This window comes from Acinetobacter bereziniae (assembly GCF_016576965.1).
In the GTDB taxonomy this organism is placed as follows: Bacteria; Pseudomonadota; Gammaproteobacteria; order Pseudomonadales; family Moraxellaceae; genus Acinetobacter; species Acinetobacter bereziniae.
On sequence record NZ_CP066119.1, the window covers coordinates 4,281,704 to 4,304,088 of the forward strand.

At 37.7% G+C, this 22,385-nt stretch carries 23 protein-coding genes; 6 read left to right on the top strand and 17 right to left on the bottom strand.

Annotated elements, in window-relative coordinates:
- Positions 1–28: 28 nt before the first annotated feature.
- The 10 genes from rimM to ispH all read right to left on the bottom strand — a co-directional run bounded on the left by rimM (position 29) and on the right by ispH (position 9,830).
- A complete protein-coding gene (gene rimM, locus I9192_RS20040; RefSeq protein ID WP_005035430.1) occupies positions 29–577 on the bottom strand; it encodes a ribosome maturation factor RimM in 549 nt (182 codons plus the stop codon).
- Positions 578–599: 22 nt separating this feature from the next.
- Entirely contained in the window at positions 600–857 is a 258-nt protein-coding gene (gene rpsP, locus I9192_RS20045; protein ID WP_004826436.1) for a 30S ribosomal protein S16, read from the bottom strand.
- 145 nt (positions 858–1,002) lie between these two features.
- Positions 1,003–1,488 (bottom strand): type IV pilin protein, encoded by a 486-nt coding sequence (locus tag I9192_RS20050; RefSeq protein WP_005035428.1) that lies wholly within the window; start codon positions 1,486–1,488, stop codon positions 1,003–1,005.
- On the bottom strand, positions 1,488–2,087 hold the full coding sequence (locus I9192_RS20055; protein WP_005035426.1) for a type IV pilin protein: 600 nt from the start codon (positions 2,085–2,087) through the stop codon (positions 1,488–1,490). Before I9192_RS20055 ends, I9192_RS20050 begins: the two co-directional genes overlap by 1 nt.
- Complete coding sequence (locus tag I9192_RS20060; protein WP_200150012.1) at positions 2,075–5,854, bottom strand: VWA domain-containing protein; 3,780 nt, start codon at positions 5,852–5,854, stop codon at positions 2,075–2,077. The genes I9192_RS20055 and I9192_RS20060 overlap by 13 nt, the downstream gene beginning before the upstream one ends.
- Positions 5,855–5,869: 15 nt before the next feature.
- The gene (locus I9192_RS20065; protein ID WP_005035422.1) at positions 5,870–6,700 is read right to left on the bottom strand and encodes a PilX N-terminal domain-containing pilus assembly protein; all 831 of its coding nucleotides are present in this window, start codon (positions 6,698–6,700) and stop codon (positions 5,870–5,872) included.
- On the bottom strand, positions 6,697–7,713 hold the full coding sequence (locus I9192_RS20070; RefSeq protein ID WP_171067105.1) for a PilW family protein: 1,017 nt from the start codon (positions 7,711–7,713) through the stop codon (positions 6,697–6,699). Before I9192_RS20070 ends, I9192_RS20065 begins: the two co-directional genes overlap by 4 nt.
- Positions 7,689–8,237, bottom strand: coding sequence for a type IV pilus modification protein PilV (gene pilV, locus I9192_RS20075; RefSeq protein ID WP_026040258.1), 549 nt, complete (start codon positions 8,235–8,237; stop codon positions 7,689–7,691). Before pilV ends, I9192_RS20070 begins: the two co-directional genes overlap by 25 nt.
- Complete coding sequence (locus tag I9192_RS20080; protein WP_005035416.1) at positions 8,238–8,738, bottom strand: GspH/FimT family pseudopilin; 501 nt, start codon at positions 8,736–8,738, stop codon at positions 8,238–8,240.
- Between the two features lie 141 nt (positions 8,739–8,879).
- Positions 8,880–9,830 carry a 4-hydroxy-3-methylbut-2-enyl diphosphate reductase gene (gene ispH / locus I9192_RS20085; RefSeq protein ID WP_005035414.1) on the bottom strand — a complete coding sequence of 317 codons (951 nt, stop codon included), beginning with the start codon at positions 9,828–9,830 and terminating at the stop codon, positions 8,880–8,882.
- A 134-nt stretch (positions 9,831–9,964) separates the two neighbouring features.
- On the opposite strand from ispH, the gene gmk reads away from it, so the two are divergent.
- From gmk to bfr, 6 genes are all read left to right on the top strand, one after another.
- Complete coding sequence (gene gmk, locus I9192_RS20090) at positions 9,965–10,585, top strand: guanylate kinase (RefSeq protein ID WP_005035411.1); 621 nt, start codon at positions 9,965–9,967, stop codon at positions 10,583–10,585.
- A gap of 112 nt (positions 10,586–10,697) precedes the next feature.
- On the top strand, positions 10,698–10,979 hold the full coding sequence (rpoZ, locus tag I9192_RS20095; RefSeq protein ID WP_004718302.1) for a DNA-directed RNA polymerase subunit omega: 282 nt from the start codon (positions 10,698–10,700) through the stop codon (positions 10,977–10,979).
- Positions 10,980–11,189: 210 nt separating this feature from the next.
- Positions 11,190–13,301, top strand: a complete 2,112-nt coding sequence (locus I9192_RS20100; protein WP_005035409.1) for a RelA/SpoT family protein — start codon at positions 11,190–11,192, stop codon at positions 13,299–13,301.
- A 91-nt stretch (positions 13,302–13,392) separates the two neighbouring features.
- Positions 13,393–13,776, top strand: coding sequence for a RidA family protein (locus I9192_RS20105; RefSeq protein WP_004826398.1), 384 nt, complete (start codon positions 13,393–13,395; stop codon positions 13,774–13,776).
- 197 nt (positions 13,777–13,973) lie between these two features.
- Positions 13,974–14,168, top strand: coding sequence for a bacterioferritin-associated ferredoxin (locus I9192_RS20110; RefSeq protein ID WP_004718308.1), 195 nt, complete (start codon positions 13,974–13,976; stop codon positions 14,166–14,168).
- 312 nt (positions 14,169–14,480) lie between these two features.
- Positions 14,481–14,945 (top strand): heteropolymeric bacterioferritin subunit Bfr, encoded by a 465-nt coding sequence (bfr, locus tag I9192_RS20115; RefSeq protein WP_004826395.1) that lies wholly within the window; start codon positions 14,481–14,483, stop codon positions 14,943–14,945.
- Between the two features lie 797 nt (positions 14,946–15,742).
- On the opposite strand, the gene I9192_RS20120 is transcribed toward bfr, so the two are convergent.
- From I9192_RS20120 to I9192_RS20150, 7 genes are all read right to left on the bottom strand, one after another.
- On the bottom strand, positions 15,743–17,392 hold the full coding sequence (locus I9192_RS20120) for a PglL family O-oligosaccharyltransferase (RefSeq protein WP_005035407.1): 1,650 nt from the start codon (positions 17,390–17,392) through the stop codon (positions 15,743–15,745).
- Positions 17,393–17,452: 60 nt separating this feature from the next.
- Positions 17,453–18,190 carry a TfpX/TfpZ family type IV pilin accessory protein gene (gene tfpZ / locus I9192_RS20125; RefSeq protein ID WP_005035405.1) on the bottom strand — a complete coding sequence of 246 codons (738 nt, stop codon included), beginning with the start codon at positions 18,188–18,190 and terminating at the stop codon, positions 17,453–17,455.
- Between the two features lie 48 nt (positions 18,191–18,238).
- A complete protein-coding gene (locus tag I9192_RS20130) occupies positions 18,239–18,667 on the bottom strand; it encodes a pilin (protein ID WP_005035403.1) in 429 nt (142 codons plus the stop codon).
- Positions 18,668–18,765: 98 nt separating this feature from the next.
- Positions 18,766–19,929, bottom strand: coding sequence for a serine hydrolase domain-containing protein (locus I9192_RS20135; protein ID WP_151801030.1), 1,164 nt, complete (start codon positions 19,927–19,929; stop codon positions 18,766–18,768).
- Positions 19,930–19,986: 57 nt separating this feature from the next.
- A complete protein-coding gene (locus tag I9192_RS20140) occupies positions 19,987–20,472 on the bottom strand; it encodes a pilin (RefSeq protein WP_005035399.1) in 486 nt (161 codons plus the stop codon).
- Between the two features lie 223 nt (positions 20,473–20,695).
- Positions 20,696–21,256: a TPM domain-containing protein gene (locus I9192_RS20145; protein WP_005035397.1), complete on the bottom strand. Its 561-nt coding sequence runs from the start codon at positions 21,254–21,256 to the stop codon at positions 20,696–20,698.
- Entirely contained in the window at positions 21,250–22,374 is a 1,125-nt protein-coding gene (locus I9192_RS20150; protein WP_005035395.1) for a TPM domain-containing protein, read from the bottom strand. The genes I9192_RS20145 and I9192_RS20150 overlap by 7 nt, the downstream gene beginning before the upstream one ends.
- Between the last annotated feature and the right edge of the window lie 11 nt (positions 22,375–22,385).

Here is a 22,385-nt window from a genome sequence, read left to right on the forward strand (position 1 = left end):
TATTTTCCTGCTGTGCCAATCCTAAGGATTAATAATCCACGCCCCAATTCACGTAGATACGACCAGCTTCGAGATCAACGCGTTGTACCACATCTTTATGCCATGGAATCATTCGCTCTTCACCATCGATGCTATCTGCTGTTGCACGAACAACCATTACATCATTGGCACCTGTTTCAAACAGTTCATGGATTTTACCGAGATTTACTTCTTGCTCTTCATCATTCAAACCTAACACTGTTAGACCTTTTAAATCAGACCAATAGTACTCATCCACACCCGGTTGAGGCAGTTGCGACTTTGAAATCCAGATATTAGCGCCAACCAAATTGTCTGCTGCGGTGCGATCAATCACACCTTTTAGCGCAACAACAAGACCTTTGCCATGTGGTTTCCAACGTTTTACATCGATAATTTGCCAACCTGCTTTGGTTTCTATGTACCAAGGCAGGTAGTCAAAAATGTTGCTCATGGGTTCAGTATTGGAATAGACCCAGAGCCACCCATTTAATCCATATGCTGAACGTAGCTGTCCAATCTGAATACGATCTTCGGGCACATTCTGTGTTGGTGTCATGGGCTACCTACTGCTGAATAAATTATGCAGCAGCTGCAGCTTTCTTCGCTTGAGCAGCTAAAGAAGCAACACGTTCAGAAGGTTGAGCACCTTGTGAAACCCAGTGAGCAAAACGGTCAGCATCTAAACGAAGTTTTTCTGCTTTACCTTGAGCTGTAGGGTTAAAGAAACCAATACGTTCGATGAAACGACCGTCACGTGCATTACGGCTATCAGTTACAATGATTTGATAGAACGGACGTTTTTTAGCACCACCGCGTGCTAGACGAATTACAACCATGATAGAACCTTATAGTTTTTACGGATTATCCTTGCACCGACCATCGATACATTTCAAACCCCTTTCATAGAGGGCAGTATTTTACGTTATCTTGTCTATGAAAGAAAGATCAATTTTTATTTATCCACAATTTTGAATTTAAATTTTATCTACCGTCCCAGTTTGTGGTTGCAGACGGGGTGCATGGCGTACCGTTATTCTTATCTGAACCTTTCGTCCAACATTTCTCTCCGCGGGAATTTAACACAATATGTCCATCCTCATATTGTTGACCTGATGACTTTGGCGTAGCAACAAGAAGCCATGTGTTTACATTAGCTCCACTAGCGGATAATGCATTTGTCCCACCTATATCAGTTAATTTCAGATCATAAAGTGCTGGACCACTTTTTGGGTATACCGTACCTCCAAATATCTGACTATTAGTTAAAACAAGACCTGAAAAATTATTATTCGCCATTTTATAATTTGCTAAATTTCGAGCAATTTGAATCATAGCCGTCTGCATATCAGTACGTTTAGTTTTTTTTACATACTGCTGATAAGATGGATATGCAATCGCAGCTAAAATAGCAATGATTGCTACCACAATCATGAGTTCAATCAATGTAAAACCTTTTTTACTAATCATCACCAACTCTCCATACCCGTCGCAGTGGTACCACATGAAGTATAATCGACATTAGCTTTTGTTTTGTTTTTACAACGAATGCCTGTACTTGTTAATAAATACGTATAGTTTTTATCTGAATTAGAAACAGCCTTTATTGCATAATTACGCCCTAAAGCATCATTATCCGTAAGATCCAGATTGGTATCATTTAAATCCTTAATCATAATTGTATATTTGATATTTGTACCCGTTGCCCCAGTTGGTAAAACGATACTCGTCAGAGCGCTATCATTGTGACAACGATTACTGCCACTGGTACTCACAGTCTCTCCATATATATACTTAGGATCAAAACATCTATAAGTAAAGTTTCGAGCTTTATGTTTTTCCATTTGTTCAGTTATTTTCTGAATTTCTTGCTCAGCTGCAGACGCATCTGCTCTTCTTGCATATTCTTGATATGAAGGAATTGCAATTATCGTAAAAATCGTAATTATGATGATTACAACCATCAATTCGATCAAGGTAAATCCGATCTGATTATTTTTTTTAGAACTTGCATAATGGCAAGTTCTAAAAAAAGCTGAAGGGTTGATAAAAGATTTTATTTGAGCCATTTATCGTACCATCTAGTTGGATTAATGATTTGCTGACAAGCCCATTTACCAGTCCCTTTTTCATTTCCCGCCAAAGTTTTATCTGAGCAAGCACTATTTGGCGTAGAACTTGTAATCGGTGCCATTGCTAGACCTCGAATACCAGTACCTATGACATTATCATTACACTCAGAAACACCAGCAGGGCAACCCGTTGTCGTGGTTTGGAAGCCTGTTTTTGACTCTTGCCCAGCTGCCCCCCCATCCACAGTACCATCTGTTTTTAAGCATGCACCATAAGGTAAACAAAATACTTGACGATCGGTTTCACCGACTACACGCGGTTTACATGGATCTTGCCCAGAAATACCTGTACCTTGTGGATCATAAACAGGAATAATTAAATTACCTGTAATTGCAAATGGTTCTTCATAGGCTTTCATTCCACCAGCAACGCGAAAAGCGGTCCCACCTCGTTCCGTACCATTGCTCATACTTGATAATGAACGATACCAACCTTGTTTTAAATTACCTGTTCCAAAAAAGGCATTTGCAATTTTACCTGTAAGCAATTGAGGGTTTTTCTGTAGTAGATCTAAGCTTAGACTACTCGTCTTAACTGAATATGTTGATTTCATTAAATTGGGTTCAATGAAGTCTCGATCAATCAGACCGTATACATTATTAACAGGTCGCCCAGATAACGCTGTCGTAGGTAATAACTTTTCTCGTCCTACTGTTGGAACAACATCGAGCGGTGTACTTCTATTTCCTGATGCTAAACCAACAACAAGAAAAGTATTTGCACCTTCGTCATGGATAGTTAAAGTTGGAGCTTCATAGAATCTAGGTGCTTTACTGCCAGTATAGTCCCAATCTTTATTATTCAAAGAATCATTAGTTGCAAGATTCGCAATTCGACTCACTCTAACACCAAAGTTACTGTAAGCTGATCCTGATTTAGTTTGATAATTATCTAAATCTGCTCGGAAAACCTGTCCGCCTAAATCCCCAAAATACAAGTTATCAACCAAACCATCTCCATCACGATCTATCGCACTGATACGACTAACAATGCTATGCTTTAGATACTTTTTGTCGTCAGTTGAATTCGCTCCATATGTTGCTGACCAGATCAAAGTCCCATCATTTGCATCAACCATATAGACGGCATTACCTTGTGCTTGTATTTTCTTATCACAACTAGTATCAGGGAAGTCTACGTTAGACACGGCCTTGCCTAGTTCAAATTGAGGGTTTTCATAACACTGGTCATACCCCCCTCCCACAATCATCACTCGTTTATTAACACCATTATATCTGACATTGGCAAGTACAGGTTTGGACCAAGACTGACCAATACGCCCAAATCCAGTAACGTCTGCGCCCAGTCTAAATTTCAGTTTTGGAGAAGAGGGGTTCAAGACATCCAAAGCATAATAGCTTGATCCCCCCATCCGCATTCCACCATAGATATTCATTGACAGCGCTTTAACAGCACTTGAGTTTGATCCAGAACCACGTTGAGTCTGATAAGTGGAATCGGATATCCAAGCACCATCTGTCCCTGAAACTGGGGCATTTGTATCTGTCTGCCCTTTAATTAAAGCTTTTGAACCTGTATCACTTCTTAGGAGCTCTGCTGGAATAAAAGCCATTTGTTCAGCTCCAGTTGAGCCATCCACAATATGTAATCCACCATCCATAGTGCCATATAAAACGGATTGACTACGTGTAGAAGTTAAATTACCAGTTTCATCTAATGTTCCAGAATAGGTCAATTGAACAGGAAGTGAATGGATACTGCCTCCCATAGCTAAGAAAGGCGAATTCGGTGTTTGCAATGAAGTAGGTAGTGTTGTAGCTGTTTCATCGTATGGCACACTAAAACCAAGATAGTTTAATAATTTTATTTTGGTTAAAACAGGAAAGTCTTTTAAAGTTGTTTGGTTTTTAAATTGATCCAACACATAGTTTGCCGCTCCACTCGTTGGTATACCACCACCAGGCACCTTAATCAGATTTGCATTTTTGCCGGCATTGGTTAAATTTGCCCCACCAGTAGACTGAACATCTGTAAATAAATTACGTAAAGCATTTGGATTAGCTGTATAAGCATATTGCGGAGGATCAATCGCAAGATTTTCTGTTTGACCAAGTATTGGCATAGGAACTTTAGAATAAGCTCCACCCAAGCGAATTACCCCTCCATCATTATAAACCTTGCCACTATACACATTTGAACTATTCCACAAATCACGTGTTCCTGTATTAAAACCACCTTGTTTGTCATACACAAGTTTTGATCCAATAGCCGCAAATGCACCGGCATTACTCCCTGTTTGAATGACTTGGTATTTTTTTAAGTTCCCCGCCCAAATAAGATCTGAAGATTGGGGATTAGGTTCAAGTCCTCGTAAATATCCATAAGGTTGGAGTCCAGAAGGGTTTAAATTATCCACTGGAACAGAAATCGCACCAGTCGTTAAGGGTTCTAGAGGTGCTTTACCCAAGTTATTAATAAATGCAACAACACTATCTGTTACACCTTGAGCGGACTGAGTCGTAAAAAAACCTCCATTACCATAACCTGGAGACGTAACTGAAACAGAACCATTTCCTGGTGAGCAAGCATCATCACCTGTACGATCTGCTTGGGTGCGCGAGCTCAGTTTACATGCTTGCTGAACATGCGTCTGTGATAAACTATTAAAGTCACTGCCAAAACCGACAAATGCTGTTTGAATAGAAACTTGAGCAGGATTGCTTGTTTTATCAAACAGTCTTTTGGCAAATTCCCCCATACAATGCCAAGAAGCAGCTGATCCAGTATTTAATCCATTAGATGGGCAAGAGAAGTTAGTTCCATTATCATCTAAAACTACCGACATAATAGATGTTGCTTCAGATGGACTTGAACCATTTGCCTCACCATCCGACAAAATATAAACACCTTGCCCATCACAACTTACTCGCTCATCAACTGGAGGTAGAGGAGAGAGATATTGATTTCCATTTTTTGTGCTACTTGCTGAGTTATTAAAACCACTCAATGAAAGAATTACTTCGCTCCCTGAATAACAAGTACCTGAATAACTTCGCCCTTGGTCATCAATATATTTCGTACAGCTTTGTGAGCTCAAACCTGTTGTATTCCGTGTCGATGTAGACGTTCCACCCCAACTTGTACATGATGTCTTAGCACTATTCCATGATAAACAGCTCGCCCAATATGATGAATTACTTCCACCATATCTAAAATATACTTCGGCATTATTAAGCTTTAAAGCGGGACTTGTCCCCATTAAGTACGCAGCTGCTTCCGCAAACGCATGAGCTGTAGGTGTATTTCCTGAAGCAGATAAACCAGCAACAGCTTTCTTCAATGCCTGACGTTGACTCGAATTTACAGTTCCTAAAGCATTTGCCTCAACCAAAATTCTTGCTGTTTTACCATCACCATTTACAGAATAATGTCCTAATCCAACACGTACATCGGTTAAAATCGGATTATTACTGTCTAAAAAGGTGTTCATACCATTTTTTAAACGCGTTAATCTTGACCCTGATTGACCAGAGTCTCCACCGCTCATACTTCCTGATGTATCCAACATCATGACAATGGTTTTTTTCCCAGCTGTTGGTGTTGCATAAATCTGTAAATCACTTGCCTGTACAACAGAGGATGCGATTAATGTTGTCCCCACAAAACCAGCGACAAATGAAACACCTCGACTTAATTGAGTCAGTTTTAATTCAGTAATGAACCAATTTCTCTGTTTTTTCATTTTCATTCTCCCAATTTACATTGGTGCTTCAATTTGAATATCACGAGATCGCATCTCAAACTCTTGAACTTGCGTGCTAATAGGAACACCGTAATTAGTTAAACAATCTGCTACGGTTTTTTTACCTTGCAATTCTGTACCTAAGTTATCGTTGATATAGCCCACAGTTCCTGCACTACCAATACAGTCATTTTGAATATCTGATATGTTGGAATGCGCAAAACTAGGCATGATTGCTGTAGTTGTGACACGAACCTTCGCATCGACCTTATCTTTAGTTTCAGTGGCGCCTTCTGCTTGATTCGTTCCTCGCTCTAAGTCAGCACCAATAGCACCTGGCTCTGAGATAATTTTAACCGCAACTTGAGTCACAACAGCTTCACGTGAACTACCAAAATCTTTGGTTAAATCACAAAATCCGCCGCGGTTTGAATAAACAGAATCTATTGTTGCTTTTGTATCATCATTTGCTGATTGTTGAGGAGGCACCAAAACTGTTGTATCAAAAGCAGTATCTATAATCTCTTTTGAGGTTGGCTTATAACAAAATATGACTTCTCTTCCTGGCCTTTCTTTGTGTAATGTAATTGCTTGACCGACAGCAGTTGTAATTCTTGTTAAATCATTATAATCAGAAGTATTCAAAAAATAATTGCTTGGTGTATCACCTGTTTGCGACAATAATTGTCCAACTTGGCTATTTGTTGCAATATTTAACGATGTCATGGCAGTGCGAATCCCCCAAACACCAAGAATTGTGACAAGTAACAACATAATCAACACGACAATTAATGTTGCACCTTTTTGATGTCGTAATGCCCCTCTTGCTGTTAAATTATTTTTCATTTAGGAACTCCCAAACCATTACGTAAGGCAACTGTCGTTGAATATACTCGACGCGCATATAAAGTCGATGTATCCTTCAATGTAATATCTTGATTTAAAACTGATATAGTTTTTGACAAATCAATATTCTGATTTTTCGTATCATCCATGGAGCGTACTAATACTGCTATTTTTACAGCAACAATTCGTGGAGGAACAACAGCAGGCGTTTTTGCTCTTGCCTTGCTGGCTTCAGCTCTATATTGATTGATTGAATAATATGCAAGACGATTATTACTGTCCCTCACCCCCAATTGCACAACAAAATGATCAACTCGCGGCATAATCACTTGTCCAGCATCGCCAAACCCTGAAATTGTACTCGGGTTTGCAACTGGAGTTACTCCTGAAGCTGTTGGCGTATTCGCATCACAAGCCAGAGCAAAATTATTTCCAGAACTCGCATCAGCAGGATCTTGTCTTAAGAAATAACGTTGAATCACATAATCGCCTTCTTGAACGTTATTCCCCTCACAATTCACCATTTCATTTGGGGCTACAAATTGAATCGTCAACTGATCACTAGTTTGGTTTACGTTAGATAGACCTTGCCACTCATTTTTGACCCCACTAACATCTTCCTGATTACCTTTGCTATGGCTTAATAAACCTTTAGAAATAAATGGTGCCGAAGATGGAAATGTAATATTTGTATTTGTATCTACAGCATCTCTTGCCGTTAAAATAATTCCACCAAGAGGTGTCTGATCGTTTAAATCAGGACGAGTATTACCAAAATTGGCAAGGCGAATATCTCGGGTCATATAATCTAAACCAAAGATACCACTGTTTTGTAATTCTGCATTTGCTTCCTGCATTCGTGATGTCAAAAACCCACCTATAAAAAGTTGCATCGCTGCAGCGGCAATGATGAGTCCAATTGCTATTGCAACGATCAACTCTAAAAGTGTAAATCCTTTCCGGGCATGCAAATTATTTTTATATTTCACTAGTATGCCTCCATCATGAGACATTTTGAACCCGACACATACACTCCAGCGTCAGACATACAATTACTAATATTTGCAGCTGTAGCTGTAGCCGTTAAAGTCGTATCATCCCAAGCAATAAACAAACATTGTCGTTTCACAGGTGCAGCCGCCACACCTGGACAGTCATCCATAGTGATATGCATACCCAAATCAAAAGCTGCTTTTTCAGCAAGGTAAGCATCATAAGTAGCCATCTGTGCTGGAGTACATCTTTGTGCTTCAGCGACATTAAAACAATTGACGGTTGGGGCTGTAGGTGCAGTTGTAGATGAAGTATAGCTTCTCACTGCAGTAGGATAATTACTCTGACCAGCTGGATTTGCACGAATATTATCAGCGATACCGCGAAGAATTAGCATACCTTGAGAACGGTATAAAGCTTCAGAAGATGCATCTATTGCTCTTAGTTGCAATGCTGAATAACCAAGCACACCTATCGCTAGCAACAAAAGCGCAACAAGAACTTCCATTAACCCCACACCCTTTTGATTATTTATTATTATCATTTAACAAGTTCCCGTCGTTTGCGTCACATTACCAAGTTGCAAAACTGTAATTGTTCTTGAATTATTGCCTGCACATAGAATTATATTTTTCGATGCTCCACTAGACCCCACCTCATTAAACACAACATTCGTTACACTGCCTGATTTCAATTCTACTTTTGGATCTATTTGTACTAAAATCACTCTGTTATCTAACACATCTTGCTTTTCTATAGCATTTGTAATTGTTGCAAAGTTTGGGATTGCTGATGTTGCGCAATCCAATTTAGTATAACTTGCCCCAGCAATCGTTTTATTTGGACAAACTGCAACAGCTCTTTTTAAAATTGCGGCTTGAGATTTAGCCAAATTAAAAGCATTGATCAATCCTCGCGTACTGCTAGTTAGTTTTTGATTGACAATTAACTTATTAAATGAGGGTGCAGCCATCATAACAATAACAGCGAAAACAGCTATCGTCACCATCAACTCAATTAAGGTGAATCCCCGATTATTTCGCATTACAACTCCATCACAACAAAACTTTACCCTATTTAAAATCATAACTTAAACACTTACAAAACCAATACAAGTTGGATAAAAGGCATAAAAAAGCAGATAACTGAAATATTCAGCTATCTGCTTAAAAATTAAGACTTATCTTTATGCTTGAGTTACATGAATCCGTAACTCTTTTGGCAAGCTAAATGTGATATTTTCCTCACGACCGTTGAGTTCTTGTGGTGCTGTTGCACCCCAGTCCTGCAAACGCTGGATGACCTGCTTAATCAAAATCTCTGGTGCAGAAGCTCCTGCAGTCACCCCAATTTTATGCTCAGGACTAAACCATGCTTGTTGCAACTCGTCCGCATTATCCACCAAATAAGCATGTTTCCCCATTCGCTCTGCCAACTCACGTAAACGATTTGAATTAGAGGAGTTTGGAGAGCCTACCACCAACACTACATCACACTGGGTTGCTAAATCTCGTACAGCATCTTGACGGTTTTGAGTGGCATAACAAATATCATCTTTTCGAGGACCTTGGATATGCGGAAATTTATGACGTAAGGCATCAATGACTTTGGCTGTATCATCAATAGATAACGTGGTTTGAGTAACAAATGCGACTTTTTCAGGATGTTTAACGCTTAATGATGCAACGTCTTCTTCATCTTCAACCAGATAAATTTCACCACCATTTTTTTTGTCATACTGTCCCATCGTCCCTTCAACTTCAGGGTGACCTTCATGACCAATGAGAATTGCTTCTGTGCCCTCACGAGCATATTTGGTGACTTCGATGTGGACTTTAGTGACCAACGGGCAAGTTGCATCAAACACTTTTAATCCACGACGTTCAGCTTCTTGTTGTACGGCTTTGGATACACCATGTGCACTAAAAATAACAATATTATCATCTGGAACTTCATCCAACTCATCAACAAAAATTGCACCACGTTGACGAAGATCATCCACCACAAATTTGTTATGCACCACTTCATGGCGAACATAGATCGGCGGGTTAAAACATTCAAGTGCACGATTGACAATGGCAATTGCACGATCTACACCTGCACAAAATCCACGTGGATTAGCCAATACAATTTCCATAAAATCCTCGTTGCTCACTTCAATGGTTGGATATATTTTAGCGATTAAACACAAACAATGTGTAAAAACTGTTTTGTTTGTCTGCGCTCTACTCTAAAATAGAGAAGATATTTTATCATATCAGGAAAAATATCATGTCGGGTTTATTGTTTGTCGTTTCTGCGGCTTCAGGAACAGGCAAAACATCTCTCGTGAAGGCGCTACTTGAACGTGTAAGCAATTTACATGTTTCTGTTTCTCATACGACTCGTGGTCAACGACCTGGCGAACTCGACGGTGTTCATTATCATTTTACGTCTAAAGAAGACTTTCTTGACCAAGTCAATCAAGGTGGTTTTATCGAATATGCAGAAGTGTTTGGCAATTACTATGGTACTGCACAAGCAACAGTAAAAGAACAATTGGCTAAAGGTCATGATGTGCTTTTGGAGATTGACTGGCAAGGTGCTGAACAAGTTCGTAAACTTTTTCCTGAATCTAAACAAATCTTTATCCTCCCACCAACTCAGTTTGATTTACGTCAACGTCTTTCAAATCGAGGAACTGACTCTGTAGAAGTAATTGAGCACCGTCTCAGCTGTGCTGTTGAAGACATGCAACAATATGTTAATTTTGAATACATTATTATCAATGATGATTTCAATAAAGCTTTGCATGACTTAGAATCTGTAATCAACGCCAATCGCTTAAAAATAGAGCAGCAAGCGAACCGACATCAAGCTTTGATTACAAAGCTAATTACCCCGCAAAGTTAATTTTTTGAGTTGAAGTTTATTCAATAAGCTTCGATTAAAACTTGAGTATGTGATGAAAGCATTTTATACTGCATAGTCTATTTAAAAATTTTGTATCCAAACGAGAATTCCTATGGCACGCGTAACCGTTGAAGATTGTTTAGACCATGTAGACAACCGCTTTGAGCTTGTACTAGTGGCAAGCAAACGCGCGCGTCAATTGGCACGTCAAGGTATTGAGCCTACTGTTGAGTGGGACAATGACAAGCCGACTGTTGTTGCATTACGTGAGATTGCGATTGGTCATGTGACCAAAGATATTTTGAAACAACGTGATCAAGATTATCAAACATCAAGTCTTGACCTTGCTTTATCTGCAAACAATCTTAATCTTGAAGGTTTTTCTTTCCAATAAGATCAGCTTTTTCTAAAAGCCTAGTTTTTCAACTAGGCTTTTTTATTGCAGTCGCTTCTCAACAAAAATCGCCTATTGATCGACAAATTTCAAAATATTTGTTAAAAAAATAAATATTTTTTCGATCTAGAAATTGACAAGTCGCTCAATATGCTTTTCATTAAGCATTAGGAAAAGATTTCAAATTTGTAATTTAGGATAGGTGTTTTTATGCCAGGCCAAGAGGTCAGCCAAGCCAAGCAACAGCTTAACGTAATTATCGACGCTTACTTAAAACCAAGCGATGTCGAGCGGGTTCTTACGGCTTGTGATTATGCTGATATTGCGCATGATGGTATTACACGTAAAAGTGGTGAACCCTATATCCTACATCCGATTGCTGTGAGCTGTATTTTGGCGCATATGCGAATGGATGCTGAAACATTAATGGCAGCTTTGCTGCATGATGTCATTGAAGATACTGATTTTACCAAAGAAGACATTACCGAAAAATTTGGCAAGACTGTTGCAGAATTGGTTGATGGTGTCACCAAACTCAGCCATTCCAGTGACAAAGAATATAATAAAGCCGCATCTTTCCGTAAAATTCTCCAAGCTACCTTGCAAGACCCTCGCGTGATTATCATCAAGCTTGCAGATCGCTATCACAATATGACCACGCTCGGCGCTTTACGCCCAGATAAACGTGCACGCATTGCTCAAGAAACCTTTGATATTTTTGTACCTATGGCACGTCTTGTGGGTATGAATGAAATGGCAGATAACTTAGAGCATCTGTGCTATCAAAATCTTGATCTTGATATGTACAATGACGTCCAAGAGAATCTACTCAAAACCAAACCAGAACGATGTAAATATCAATCTGTTTGGGAACAAAATTTAGCTGAATTGCTGAATAATTATAATATTCAAGGGCGTATTAAAAAGAAGAATAACAATATCGAATTATTGCGCCATTTTGTTAAAAATGAAATTGATTTACAAGAACTCACCCATAGCCATGCTTTTGAAATTATTTTACAAAGCATTGCCGACTGTGACCGTCTGGTCGATGCATTACGGGAAAACTTCCAAGTTTTAGACTATGAAGATCATATTCGTCGCCCACTCCCTGGTGGTAATCAATCTTTAATGATCAAGCTCAAAGGTGAACGCACTACACTGTCACTGACCATTCAAACTGAATTGATGCGTAAAGCAGCACGATTTGGTGTGGTTCTAGGTGAAAATGCACCGCAAGCTTGCCGTTCAGCAATTCAAGCATCCATGAAGAATCTAGATCTCTTGGTGGGTAATGAATGTGCTAAAACTACATTTAGCGACTTATTGGATTATTTACATCAAGAAAAAATTTGGGTTTATACCCCACATGGTCAATTGCACGAATTACCGCAAGGCGCGACTGCTGTTGATTTTGCCTATTCAGCAAGTTTGTTTTTAGGTAACCATGCTGTGGGTGCCAAAATCAATGGGGAAATTAAGCCACTTTCAACACCACTGATCAGTGGTCAAGTGATTGAAATCATCACAGATGTATTGGCAACGCCAAACCCAGATTGGTTAAGCTTTATTAATACCCAAAAAGCACGACGTGCGATCCAAAATATTTTGCGAGATCAAGATCCTGATGAACAACGATTGGTAGGACAACAAGCATTAAACCGTGCTTTAAAATTGTTCAATCGTTCAATTAAAGATTTATCAGAAGCAGATTGGGCTGATCTGTTGGAATGGCGTCATATTCAAGATAAAGACACCTTATTTGAACAAATTGCTGTAGGTGATTTGCTTCCTCAATTGGTTGCCAATCATTTATATGCGCAATCGCAAAATACCGAAGAACATGCTTCAAATCGTTTAATTCAAGGGACAGATGGTGTAGATGTTAAATATGCGCATTGTTGTAACCCTGTATTAGGTGATCCAATTCAAGGGCATTTATCACGTCGTGGTTTAATTGTTCATCGTGAGCGCTGTCATAACCTGTTGCATGAACAACATTTACATCCTGAAAATATCATGTTGCTCCATTGGACTTCTGAACAAGAAGACGATGTAAACTTCAATGCTTACTTAAGTATTGACTTGGTGCTCACTGATGAGCAAATTTCGGAATTGATTTATCTCTGCCGTAAAGCAAAAACGGGCGTCGAATCAGTGCGTACACACGAAGATAAAACTTATGTGAATATCGTGGTGAATAATCGCAAACAAATTGCACAAATCATTCGTGAGCTCCGTATGCAGTTTGGTTTCCCTCGTATCAGTCGATTGGCAATGCCCATTGCAATGAATGAAACACTGAAAGCAAAAGCATGCTAAATTAAGCTGTACGCTATTTACCGTTATTCATTGATGAATGGTGTCTCGTTTATGCGTCATGATGAAATGATTAAAAATCAAGGAGAAATCAATGTCCCGCCAAGTGATTCATACTGAAAATGCCCCTGCTGCGATTGGAACTTATTCACAAGCGATCCTCGTAGACAATACTTTGTATCTTTCAGGGCAAATTGGCTTAGATCCATACAGCATGGAATTGGTTGATGGCATTGAAGCGCAAATTCGACGTGTTTTTGACAATTTAAAAGCGGTTTGCGAAGCGGCAGGTGGCTCCTTGGCTGATATCGCAAAACTCAATATTTTCCTGACAGATTTATCAAATTTCCAGTTGGTCAACCAAATCATGGGAGAGTATTTTGCTCAACCTTATCCAGCACGCGCTGCGCTAGGTGTTGCTGCATTGCCGAAAGGTGCATTGGTTGAAATGGATGGTGTGGTGATTATCCCGCAATAATTGCGAAAAAAGCGTTTTTAGCTAAGCAATTGATTTAAAATGTATTAAAAATATACAAAAAATACTACCGATCAGGTGGTATTTTTTTATTCAAAAAGCCAATCATGATCTATCGTATTTTAAATAAACACTATTGACAAGTGATAATAATTATCAATAATATTAGTTATCGCATTTAACCGCTAGGTTGAGTTTTCATGTACGTATGCTTATGTCGTGGTATTACAGATCAAGATATTAAAGACGCTATGGCTAATGGTGCGGAAAGCTATCGTGAAGTGCGTGAATTATTAGATTTGGGTACCTGCTGTGGTCGTTGCGCACCTGAAGCAAAAAGCATTATCAATGAAGAACTTTCACTAATTGCTGCACGTATTTCTGTAGCAGCTTAGCAAAGCAATACCAAGAATTTTCCTATAACGATAATAAATAAGTTTTCTAATGATCTCCGGATCATTCTCCTCCCCCGCTTCGACTCAAAGCGGGTTCATTTTTTAAGATCGTTGCTCATCATAAAACGACATCCCTATTGTTTTTGATTGCGATTTTCATTTGCCGTTCTATAAATAACTCGTCAGCATCTCAAAAGTTGATTAATATAGACTGATATCAGATTGCCTTAATTACTATATTTCAATGACATCCTTTTGAGTGAAACATTTTGGGTAGGATTTAAGGCAGAAATTTAGAATGGAGCTTTGACCATGAAAGGCAATCGTGACGTTATCAACCAACTCAACCAAGTGCTTTTTCATCACCTGACTGCAATTAACCAATATTTTTTACACTCTCGTATGTTTAATGATTGGGGAATTGAACAACTGGGCTCAGCTGAATATAAAGAGTCTATCCGTCAGATGAAGCATGCCGATAAAATTATTGAGCGTATTCTTTTTTTAGAAGGCTTACCAAACCTTCAACATTTAGGAAAACTGTATATCGGTCAACATACTGTTGAAGTTTTGAATTGTGACGTTCGCAAAGTAAAAGAAAATATTGAAGCATTAAAAACTGCCGTTGCATTGGCAGAAACACATTTAGACTATGTGACACGTGATTTGGTTCAAGAAATTCTAGAAAAAGAAGAAGAGTATTGGGATTGGACCACTACTCAATTAGATCTTACTGAAAGTGTAGGCATCGAGAATTATATTCAAAGCCAAATGTAAGTTTGAGTCTTTAAAAAAATCCCCAACTGGGGATTTTTAGCACTATGATTTGGGACAATTTACAGCTTTGTTTAAAGTATGAAATATAGTCAAACCGCCGGATTATTCATACAAGTGATTCTGATATCACTCATCGATATCCAAAGAGCTTTATGCTCATTAGAATATTTTGATGATTCATTTATTTTGTACTTTTGAATCATCGATGGTCTTGCTATCGTGAAGCGACATGGATGTCGTTATGTTGAGCGGGGGTATATGAGCAAAAAACAAAGCATTGCTTTGTTTGCAGCGCAAGACCCTCGCTCAACGGAAGATTTTTGTCACTTTTCATCTCTGAAAAGTGAGTCAATGCCTGCGCAAAACAATTTAAACTTTAGAGGTAAAGCGTGGCATTGCAAACTCTAGATCATCAAACAATATATTTATTGCATTTATTTTATTGATCAAGAAATTATATTTAACATGAGTTCGATACAGCTACACTTTTAACTTATTGAAAAAACAATGTTCTTAGCGGATTCTTTCTGAATTTTCATCCAAGTTTTGGATCAGCATGCGGCTAACCATACTTCTATCTTTTGTTTTTGCATGAGGAGCGAAGCTCCTCAAGGCAATCATCTTGTACAGCAACATTGCTACTCACAGCAAAACTCGTCAACTACCAGTAAGCATCATCTTTCATCAAGAGCTTTTGTCGAACTCAGGCTATATTTACTGCATGAGTTTTTCAACAAATTGCATATACCATTCAACTCAAGTTTTAAAATTAAGAATTCATTTTATAAAAAAGAATTCTACTGTGTTGAAATGGAAGCAGGCAATAATTCCTGATAACTTTTATCTTGTCCATGCAAGGTCTTTAGAATCCATAATTGATGCTCAGCTTCAGACTTTTTACCATTAAAAGCCAAGACCTGTGCATATTTATGAATATCATATGCAGACGCTAAATTCGCCACCATACGCCCCATAGACTGTAATTGTTGATCTGTCATTGTTGTATAAGGATTTAAACCAATCCACCATACACGCTCTTTAAACTGCGTCAGCAACCAAATATCTTGATTCATCACTGATTGTTGTGAAGCACTTAAAGGTGTCTTTTTGGTCACAAAAACACTTTGTTGACGATATAAAATATAGTCTCGATAAATCACACCAACCAATACCAGACCGATCACAATAATACTCACAATGATCGACGATTTCAGCTTCACAGTCGGTAGTCGAGGATATTGCGCTTGAATCAGCCCCAGTAAAAAACCCAAAGGCAGTAAAAAATAAGCATAATGAATCGGATATTCTAATAATGCATGAATCAGAATCGCACAGACCATCAAACTGGCGACAATTGAAACGGGTTCCTTTATGCCTTTATTTAACCAATATAACCAAAAAACGACATAGAGAATGATCAACCCACCCAGCGGAATACCATTCCAGATCAATAAATCTAAAATCACGTTATGTGCTGTTTTATACCATTCATGTGATGGATATACATCAAAAGCAGCAATTTGCGCCATTCCTGTCTGATTCCAGCCATAACCCAACCATGGCTTTTCTGAAATCGCAATCAAAGCTTGGTTCCACATATCCAATCGCAGATAACCCGAACTTGCCCGCTCCACCACTGAAGAAGCTTGTACAATATCTTGTGTTGATACCGCAGTAAGCCATTGATTAATCAGAGGCAAACTAGTGATAAGAACAACGAATACACCGCTCCATACCAGCAGTTTTACAAAACCAAAACGTTTGGTTTGACCAAATTGCTTAATGGTTAAATAAAATAGTGTGAATAAACAGACTACCCAAGCAGTACGTGACTGGGTTAATGCAATGGTCAATAGTAAGACAAAAGCAGACGGTACAAGGACATAATTGGGTAAGATTTTCTTTTCATAAAAGTACAAGCATGCAAATACGCCCATACAAATAAAGGTCGCTAAATTGTTGGGTTGAGCAAAGTTTGCATAGGGGCGATTACCATTGAGAAGATTGACCAGGGGTCTAAAATACTCATTGATATCCAACCATTGCGTGATTGCAATAAAGCTCGAAAGTATTCCACCTGTAAACACCACCAGACAGAAAATTTTAAAAACCTGTTCCCTTTGACCTTTTCCACCAATTGCTAAGTTATAACCCACCACCACCATCAACCAAAACATGGCAATATAGGCTGTGCAGAGTAATGCATTACTCAGGTATAGAATCTCGCCAAAGCCCCATTGAATCAGAGGAATTGTGAGTACAGGCAATACAATTAATTGAGGTCTGGGTATTTTTAAATCTTGATGATAAAAAGCACTTAACAAAGCCAATGCTGAGAGAAAAGTCAGTGCTTCACTACCAAATGTCGTCCATGGCATTTTATGAATCGGCAAAAGCCAAGCAAGTAAAAGCAGTAAGGCTGAAAGGATATAAGGAATGGCTTTCATATGAAAAGTAAACAGAAAAACTGAGCTTATTATAAGCCCAGTTTTGAGAAATCTAAGTATTTATTTCCAAGGTCGTAAGTCAACAATTTTTACAACTTCACCCTTTTCTTTATTGATGAGTACGACCATATCAACATTTGTCGATTTTAAAGGAAGCCATGCATTTGCTGCAGGATATTGACTCAGAGTTTTATAAACAGCCTCTTTTGTATTGAAATTTATCAAAACATCAATTTTTTCAATATTTTGCAGTAGCTCATTTTTTGCATCACTTAATTTCGTATAGCGCTCAGGATGCATAGTTGGAATCACCCCATTACTCAAGTCTTCAAATAATCGCTTATTTTGCGCTTCTATGCTTTTTTCTTTTTTTAATGCAACAATTTGTGGCTTCCCCCAACTCGCTTTCTGATATTCTTGTTGTGCTTGTACTATTTTATCTAATTCAATCTCATTATTTCGAACCAAATCAAAACGACCTGCATTATCATAGACAATCCAAGCTGGGCGACCTTGTGCAATATTGAATACACCATAACCTAAAGCAGAAATTTGAATCAGTATAATGACTGCCAAATCCATTTTTAACGTTTTTTTACCTTCTTTATAGACTAATAGTGTTAAAAATGGACCAATAACCACATCAATTGCAATCAACATCAAGAATATTTGAGTGACACCTACTGCTTTAGCGAGTGGTGTTGGGTACCAAATAAAAAATACAACAGCAATAAAAAACAAGGCGATTGCCAAAGAAATCGTTAAATGCCCCAAAAAAAATTTTATACGTTTTGACATTGTTATATAACCAAATTAAATGTGAAATAATTTTAGTTGCCAGTTTATTTAAATACAATCTACGGGCTTATATTTGTTTGCAATTCCTGAAGATGTACTGCAACTCCACTTTCCATCACTATCCCTGTTGAGAAATATAGATTCACCTTTGATTGCAGAAGCAACATTTTTAAGGTGACATTCTAAAGCAGGGCTTGCCATGCCTCCAACTGGTGCTTGAACCGCATAAGTACAAAATTTAGATGATGTTGAAAAAAACATGTTTGAAACAGTATAAGCATTACTAGTAGAAACCGATCCCTCATTCATAATCAATTCATATTGAGGACGTGCACCATTTAACTCCGCTATGGCACTTGTAAGCTGAGATCTAACAACAAAGTTTTGGTACTGCAATAATGCAATAGAAGCAAGAATACCAATGATCGTAACAATAATCATAAGCTCAACTAATGTAAAGCCTTCTATTTCTCTCATATATAATACCTTTTTTTATAATTATAGTAAAAAGTATAACTAAAGAATACAATATACTTACTATTAGAAAAAAATGTCAAAAATTAACAATTTATATACTAATTTGACAAATAAATTTTATCTGCTATAAAAACTTCAAATTTAAACCTATAGTCTAATCTCTCGGCATTTCCCATCCAAACTACTATTTCTTTATTCTTATTAATTAATGAGAAAGAACTGGATGATGGTAAATTTCCATATTTAAATTGAAAAGAATTATTATATTTTCTTAAAACATTCATAGAATAATTAAAACACTCTTCTGAATTTTTTTTTCCACATAGAACATCTTTCTCAGTGAGTGCTAAAAATTTATTATATTTGTCATCTCTAACAATATCATCCAGTAGTATAGCTAGGCTATATGCATTACCTATTAATCCAGCAGATGATGATAGAGCATAAAAATCAAACTTTTTGTAATAATCCTCAAATCTATATTCATTATATAAAAAATTATATTTAACTTCATTTTTTACATATGGACCATTTGAAAAATTAATATTCCTCATCTTTAAATTAAACTCTTGACTTATAGCTTCTCGATATTTTTTTCCCGAAATTCTTTCTATTACCATACCTAATAAGCAACTATTTCTATTATCATATGCACTATATTGACCAGGATAAAAATCAAGTACCTGGTTTTTTAATTTATCAATACTATATGGGCACCATGGTGTAGAATCCTCTTCAAACATTACATCTTTACTTAACATTCGATCAAAACCAGAACTATGCTGTAATAAATTTATAATTTTAACTTTTAATATGCGAGGATCTCTTATTTTTCCATTATTTAATTCTGGAAATATTTCACTCAAACTCGTATCTAACCTTATTTTTTTTTCTTCAATTAATTTTAAGATATACGCTGCAGTAATTGGTTTTGTGTTACTTCCATAACGAAATAGTGTTTTCACACTCATTTTATCAACATTTAAAATTCCTGTTGGTGACTCACAATGATATACTATTTTTTTCTTATCAATATAAATCAATTGATTACCAAGTATTTTATTATCTTTGATATTTTTTTCTAAAAATTCATTCATCCATGATGGAGCACCATCATTACAAACAATATGATATTTTGAATAAATCTGTTCAATTTTAAAAAAAGTGCGTTGCCATTTATAAGGATAAATAACACACATATATATATAGAAAAAAGAAAGAATTATGAAGAAAAATACTACTACTATTTCTTTATAACTCAATCTTTTTCGAAACAACTTTAAACTCTCAGTTATATTAATATAGCTATATATTAAAAGTTAAGGTGTTCCTGATGCTTTTTTTGCAGGACAAGATGTTGAAGCAAATTTTTCTTCTACACTTGTTGAACAAGTCCAAGTACCTGCAACATCACGAGCCCAAGTTACAGTTTGTGTTTTAATTGCTGTTGCAGCAGTATTACCAAAAGTAGCTTTGATTTCACCTGTACTTTTAGCATCGGCAGGCATAGTTACTTCAAGACCTTTGTATAATGCAGTACCAGCACCTAATAAATTAGAAACTGTAGCACCTGCATAACATGTCGTTGCATTTGCAGAAGCTTCTGTGTTTGTAATGGCTGTTTTCCCTTCTAAAATACATGCTTCAACAGTAGTTTTAAGCGTACTTAATTCACCAACAACACGATTAACTTGTGATTTTGCGATATAGTTTTGATACTGTGGAATCGCAATCGCAGCAAGAATACCAATAATTGCAACAACGATCATTAATTCAATCAAGGTAAAACCTTTTTGAGCATTCATAACATTTCTCCAATGTTTTTAAAAATTTATTAGCCTTTTTTCGAGCAATTTATGTGGCTGTTTTTGTGGAAAAAATCAACAACCAACTTACACACTTCGATTTTAGAGAGTATGTAACAGTTTACAAGCTTTTTTTAACATCTCTTTTTTTTAAGTAATTAAACGTAAAAAAGTGACATTTCCTGTCACTCTTGTTTAAAAACATTTCGATTTTTATTTGACATTAATTCAGAATAATCGGCTGATTTGCCAATTCATTCATATTATCAGGTTTTTGTTGTTTGTAAAACAAATTCAATACTTTGCCTATTTCACTCACACCACTCTCAACTGCCAAACGGTAATGTTTATTTTTTAATTGCACAATCATCTCATCACAAATCTGTTGCCACGTTTGCTGTGTAGTCGCCTGATGGATACCACGATCTACGACAATTTCTACTGCTTTTTCACACAAGTTTAAATAAAGTAAAACACCGCTGTTATATTCGGTATCCCATACCCCCAACTCGGCAAAGAGTTGTTGCGCTCTTAGACGCGTATTTTGATGATAGGCTTGATGGCTGGGGATATGCCCCTCGATCACCACCTGTATTTCACCCACATGACCTTCTTCGGCTTGTTGAACTGCTTGAGCAATTGCATGTTGATCCTGCTTGGAAAAGTAGCGCTTAGATGCTGGCATATAAAGACAATGCTTAAGCCAGCGTTTAAAACTCGGCTGTACTTTTTCCTGTAATTTTGGTTCAGTCAAAATTTCTGTTGTATCAGTTTTTGTTACCATGAGCCTGATGCGCCTCCCCCACCAAAACCACCGCCGCCGCCGCTATAGCCACCCCCCCCACCAAAACCACCACCGCTGCCTCCACCACGCCCACCGCCAGAGAGAAACATTTGTAGGATTAGTTGAGCTAGAGAAGTGATCAATAAGAAAAACACACCAAAGCCTAAAATCAGGCTCATCACAATGCCAGAACCATATATCAGCCCAGCTGCTGTTGCTGTCACCCCAGCTACTGCTGCACTTAAGCGATTACCCACGATAAATGAAGCAAATATACCCACCACCAAAATAATCATTGCCGTAGTTAAGGTGCGATCCTTTGCTTCTTGCGCTTGTATTGCTTGGTTTTGTCGCTCTTTGAGCTCATCGGCAGCTTGTTGCGCAATTTCAGGATCTAAATTTAGAATACGTTCAATTTCTACCACAGCAGCTTGTAAACCTTGTGCATATTGCCCTTGTTTAAATGCTGGAGAAATTTGATTGCGTATAATCCGACTGACCATAATATCAGGCAATACACCTTCTAAACCATAACCTGTGGCGATATGAATTTTATGGTCATTCACAGCAACAGCGATCAATAGACCATTGTCTTGTTTTGCTGAACCAAGTTTCCATTGTTCTGCAACACGCATTGCAAAATCAAAAATACCTTCTTGCCCTGTGGTTGGAACAATAATAATCCCGATCTGTGCTTTGCCTTGACGATAAATGTTACGGATTTGTTGTTCTAAATTTTGCTTTTCAGTCGCAGACAAAACATTGGCTTGATCAACCACGGGTTGATTCAATGTAGGGATATTTCTTTCTGTCTCACCCTCTGCAATATCATTGGCGACTTTTGCTTGATTTGATGAAGAGCTCTGTGACGATTGTTGAGATGTGGTTGTCGGTTGATTTTGCTTTTGACCATGTACTGGTGATGAACCAAGCACATTTGGCAAGTTGGTATTTGGAGCAACTTTTCCGAGAACAATGGCTTCTTGTGCTTGTTGTTCATCTGTCGCAGTTGCTGTTTCAGCCCAAACCTGAGATTGAACAGAAAGGATCAGCGCCAAAAGCACATAGAATAATGTACTGATTATTTGAATTGCTGATTTTCCTTTCCGTTCAAGCATAACTCACCTTT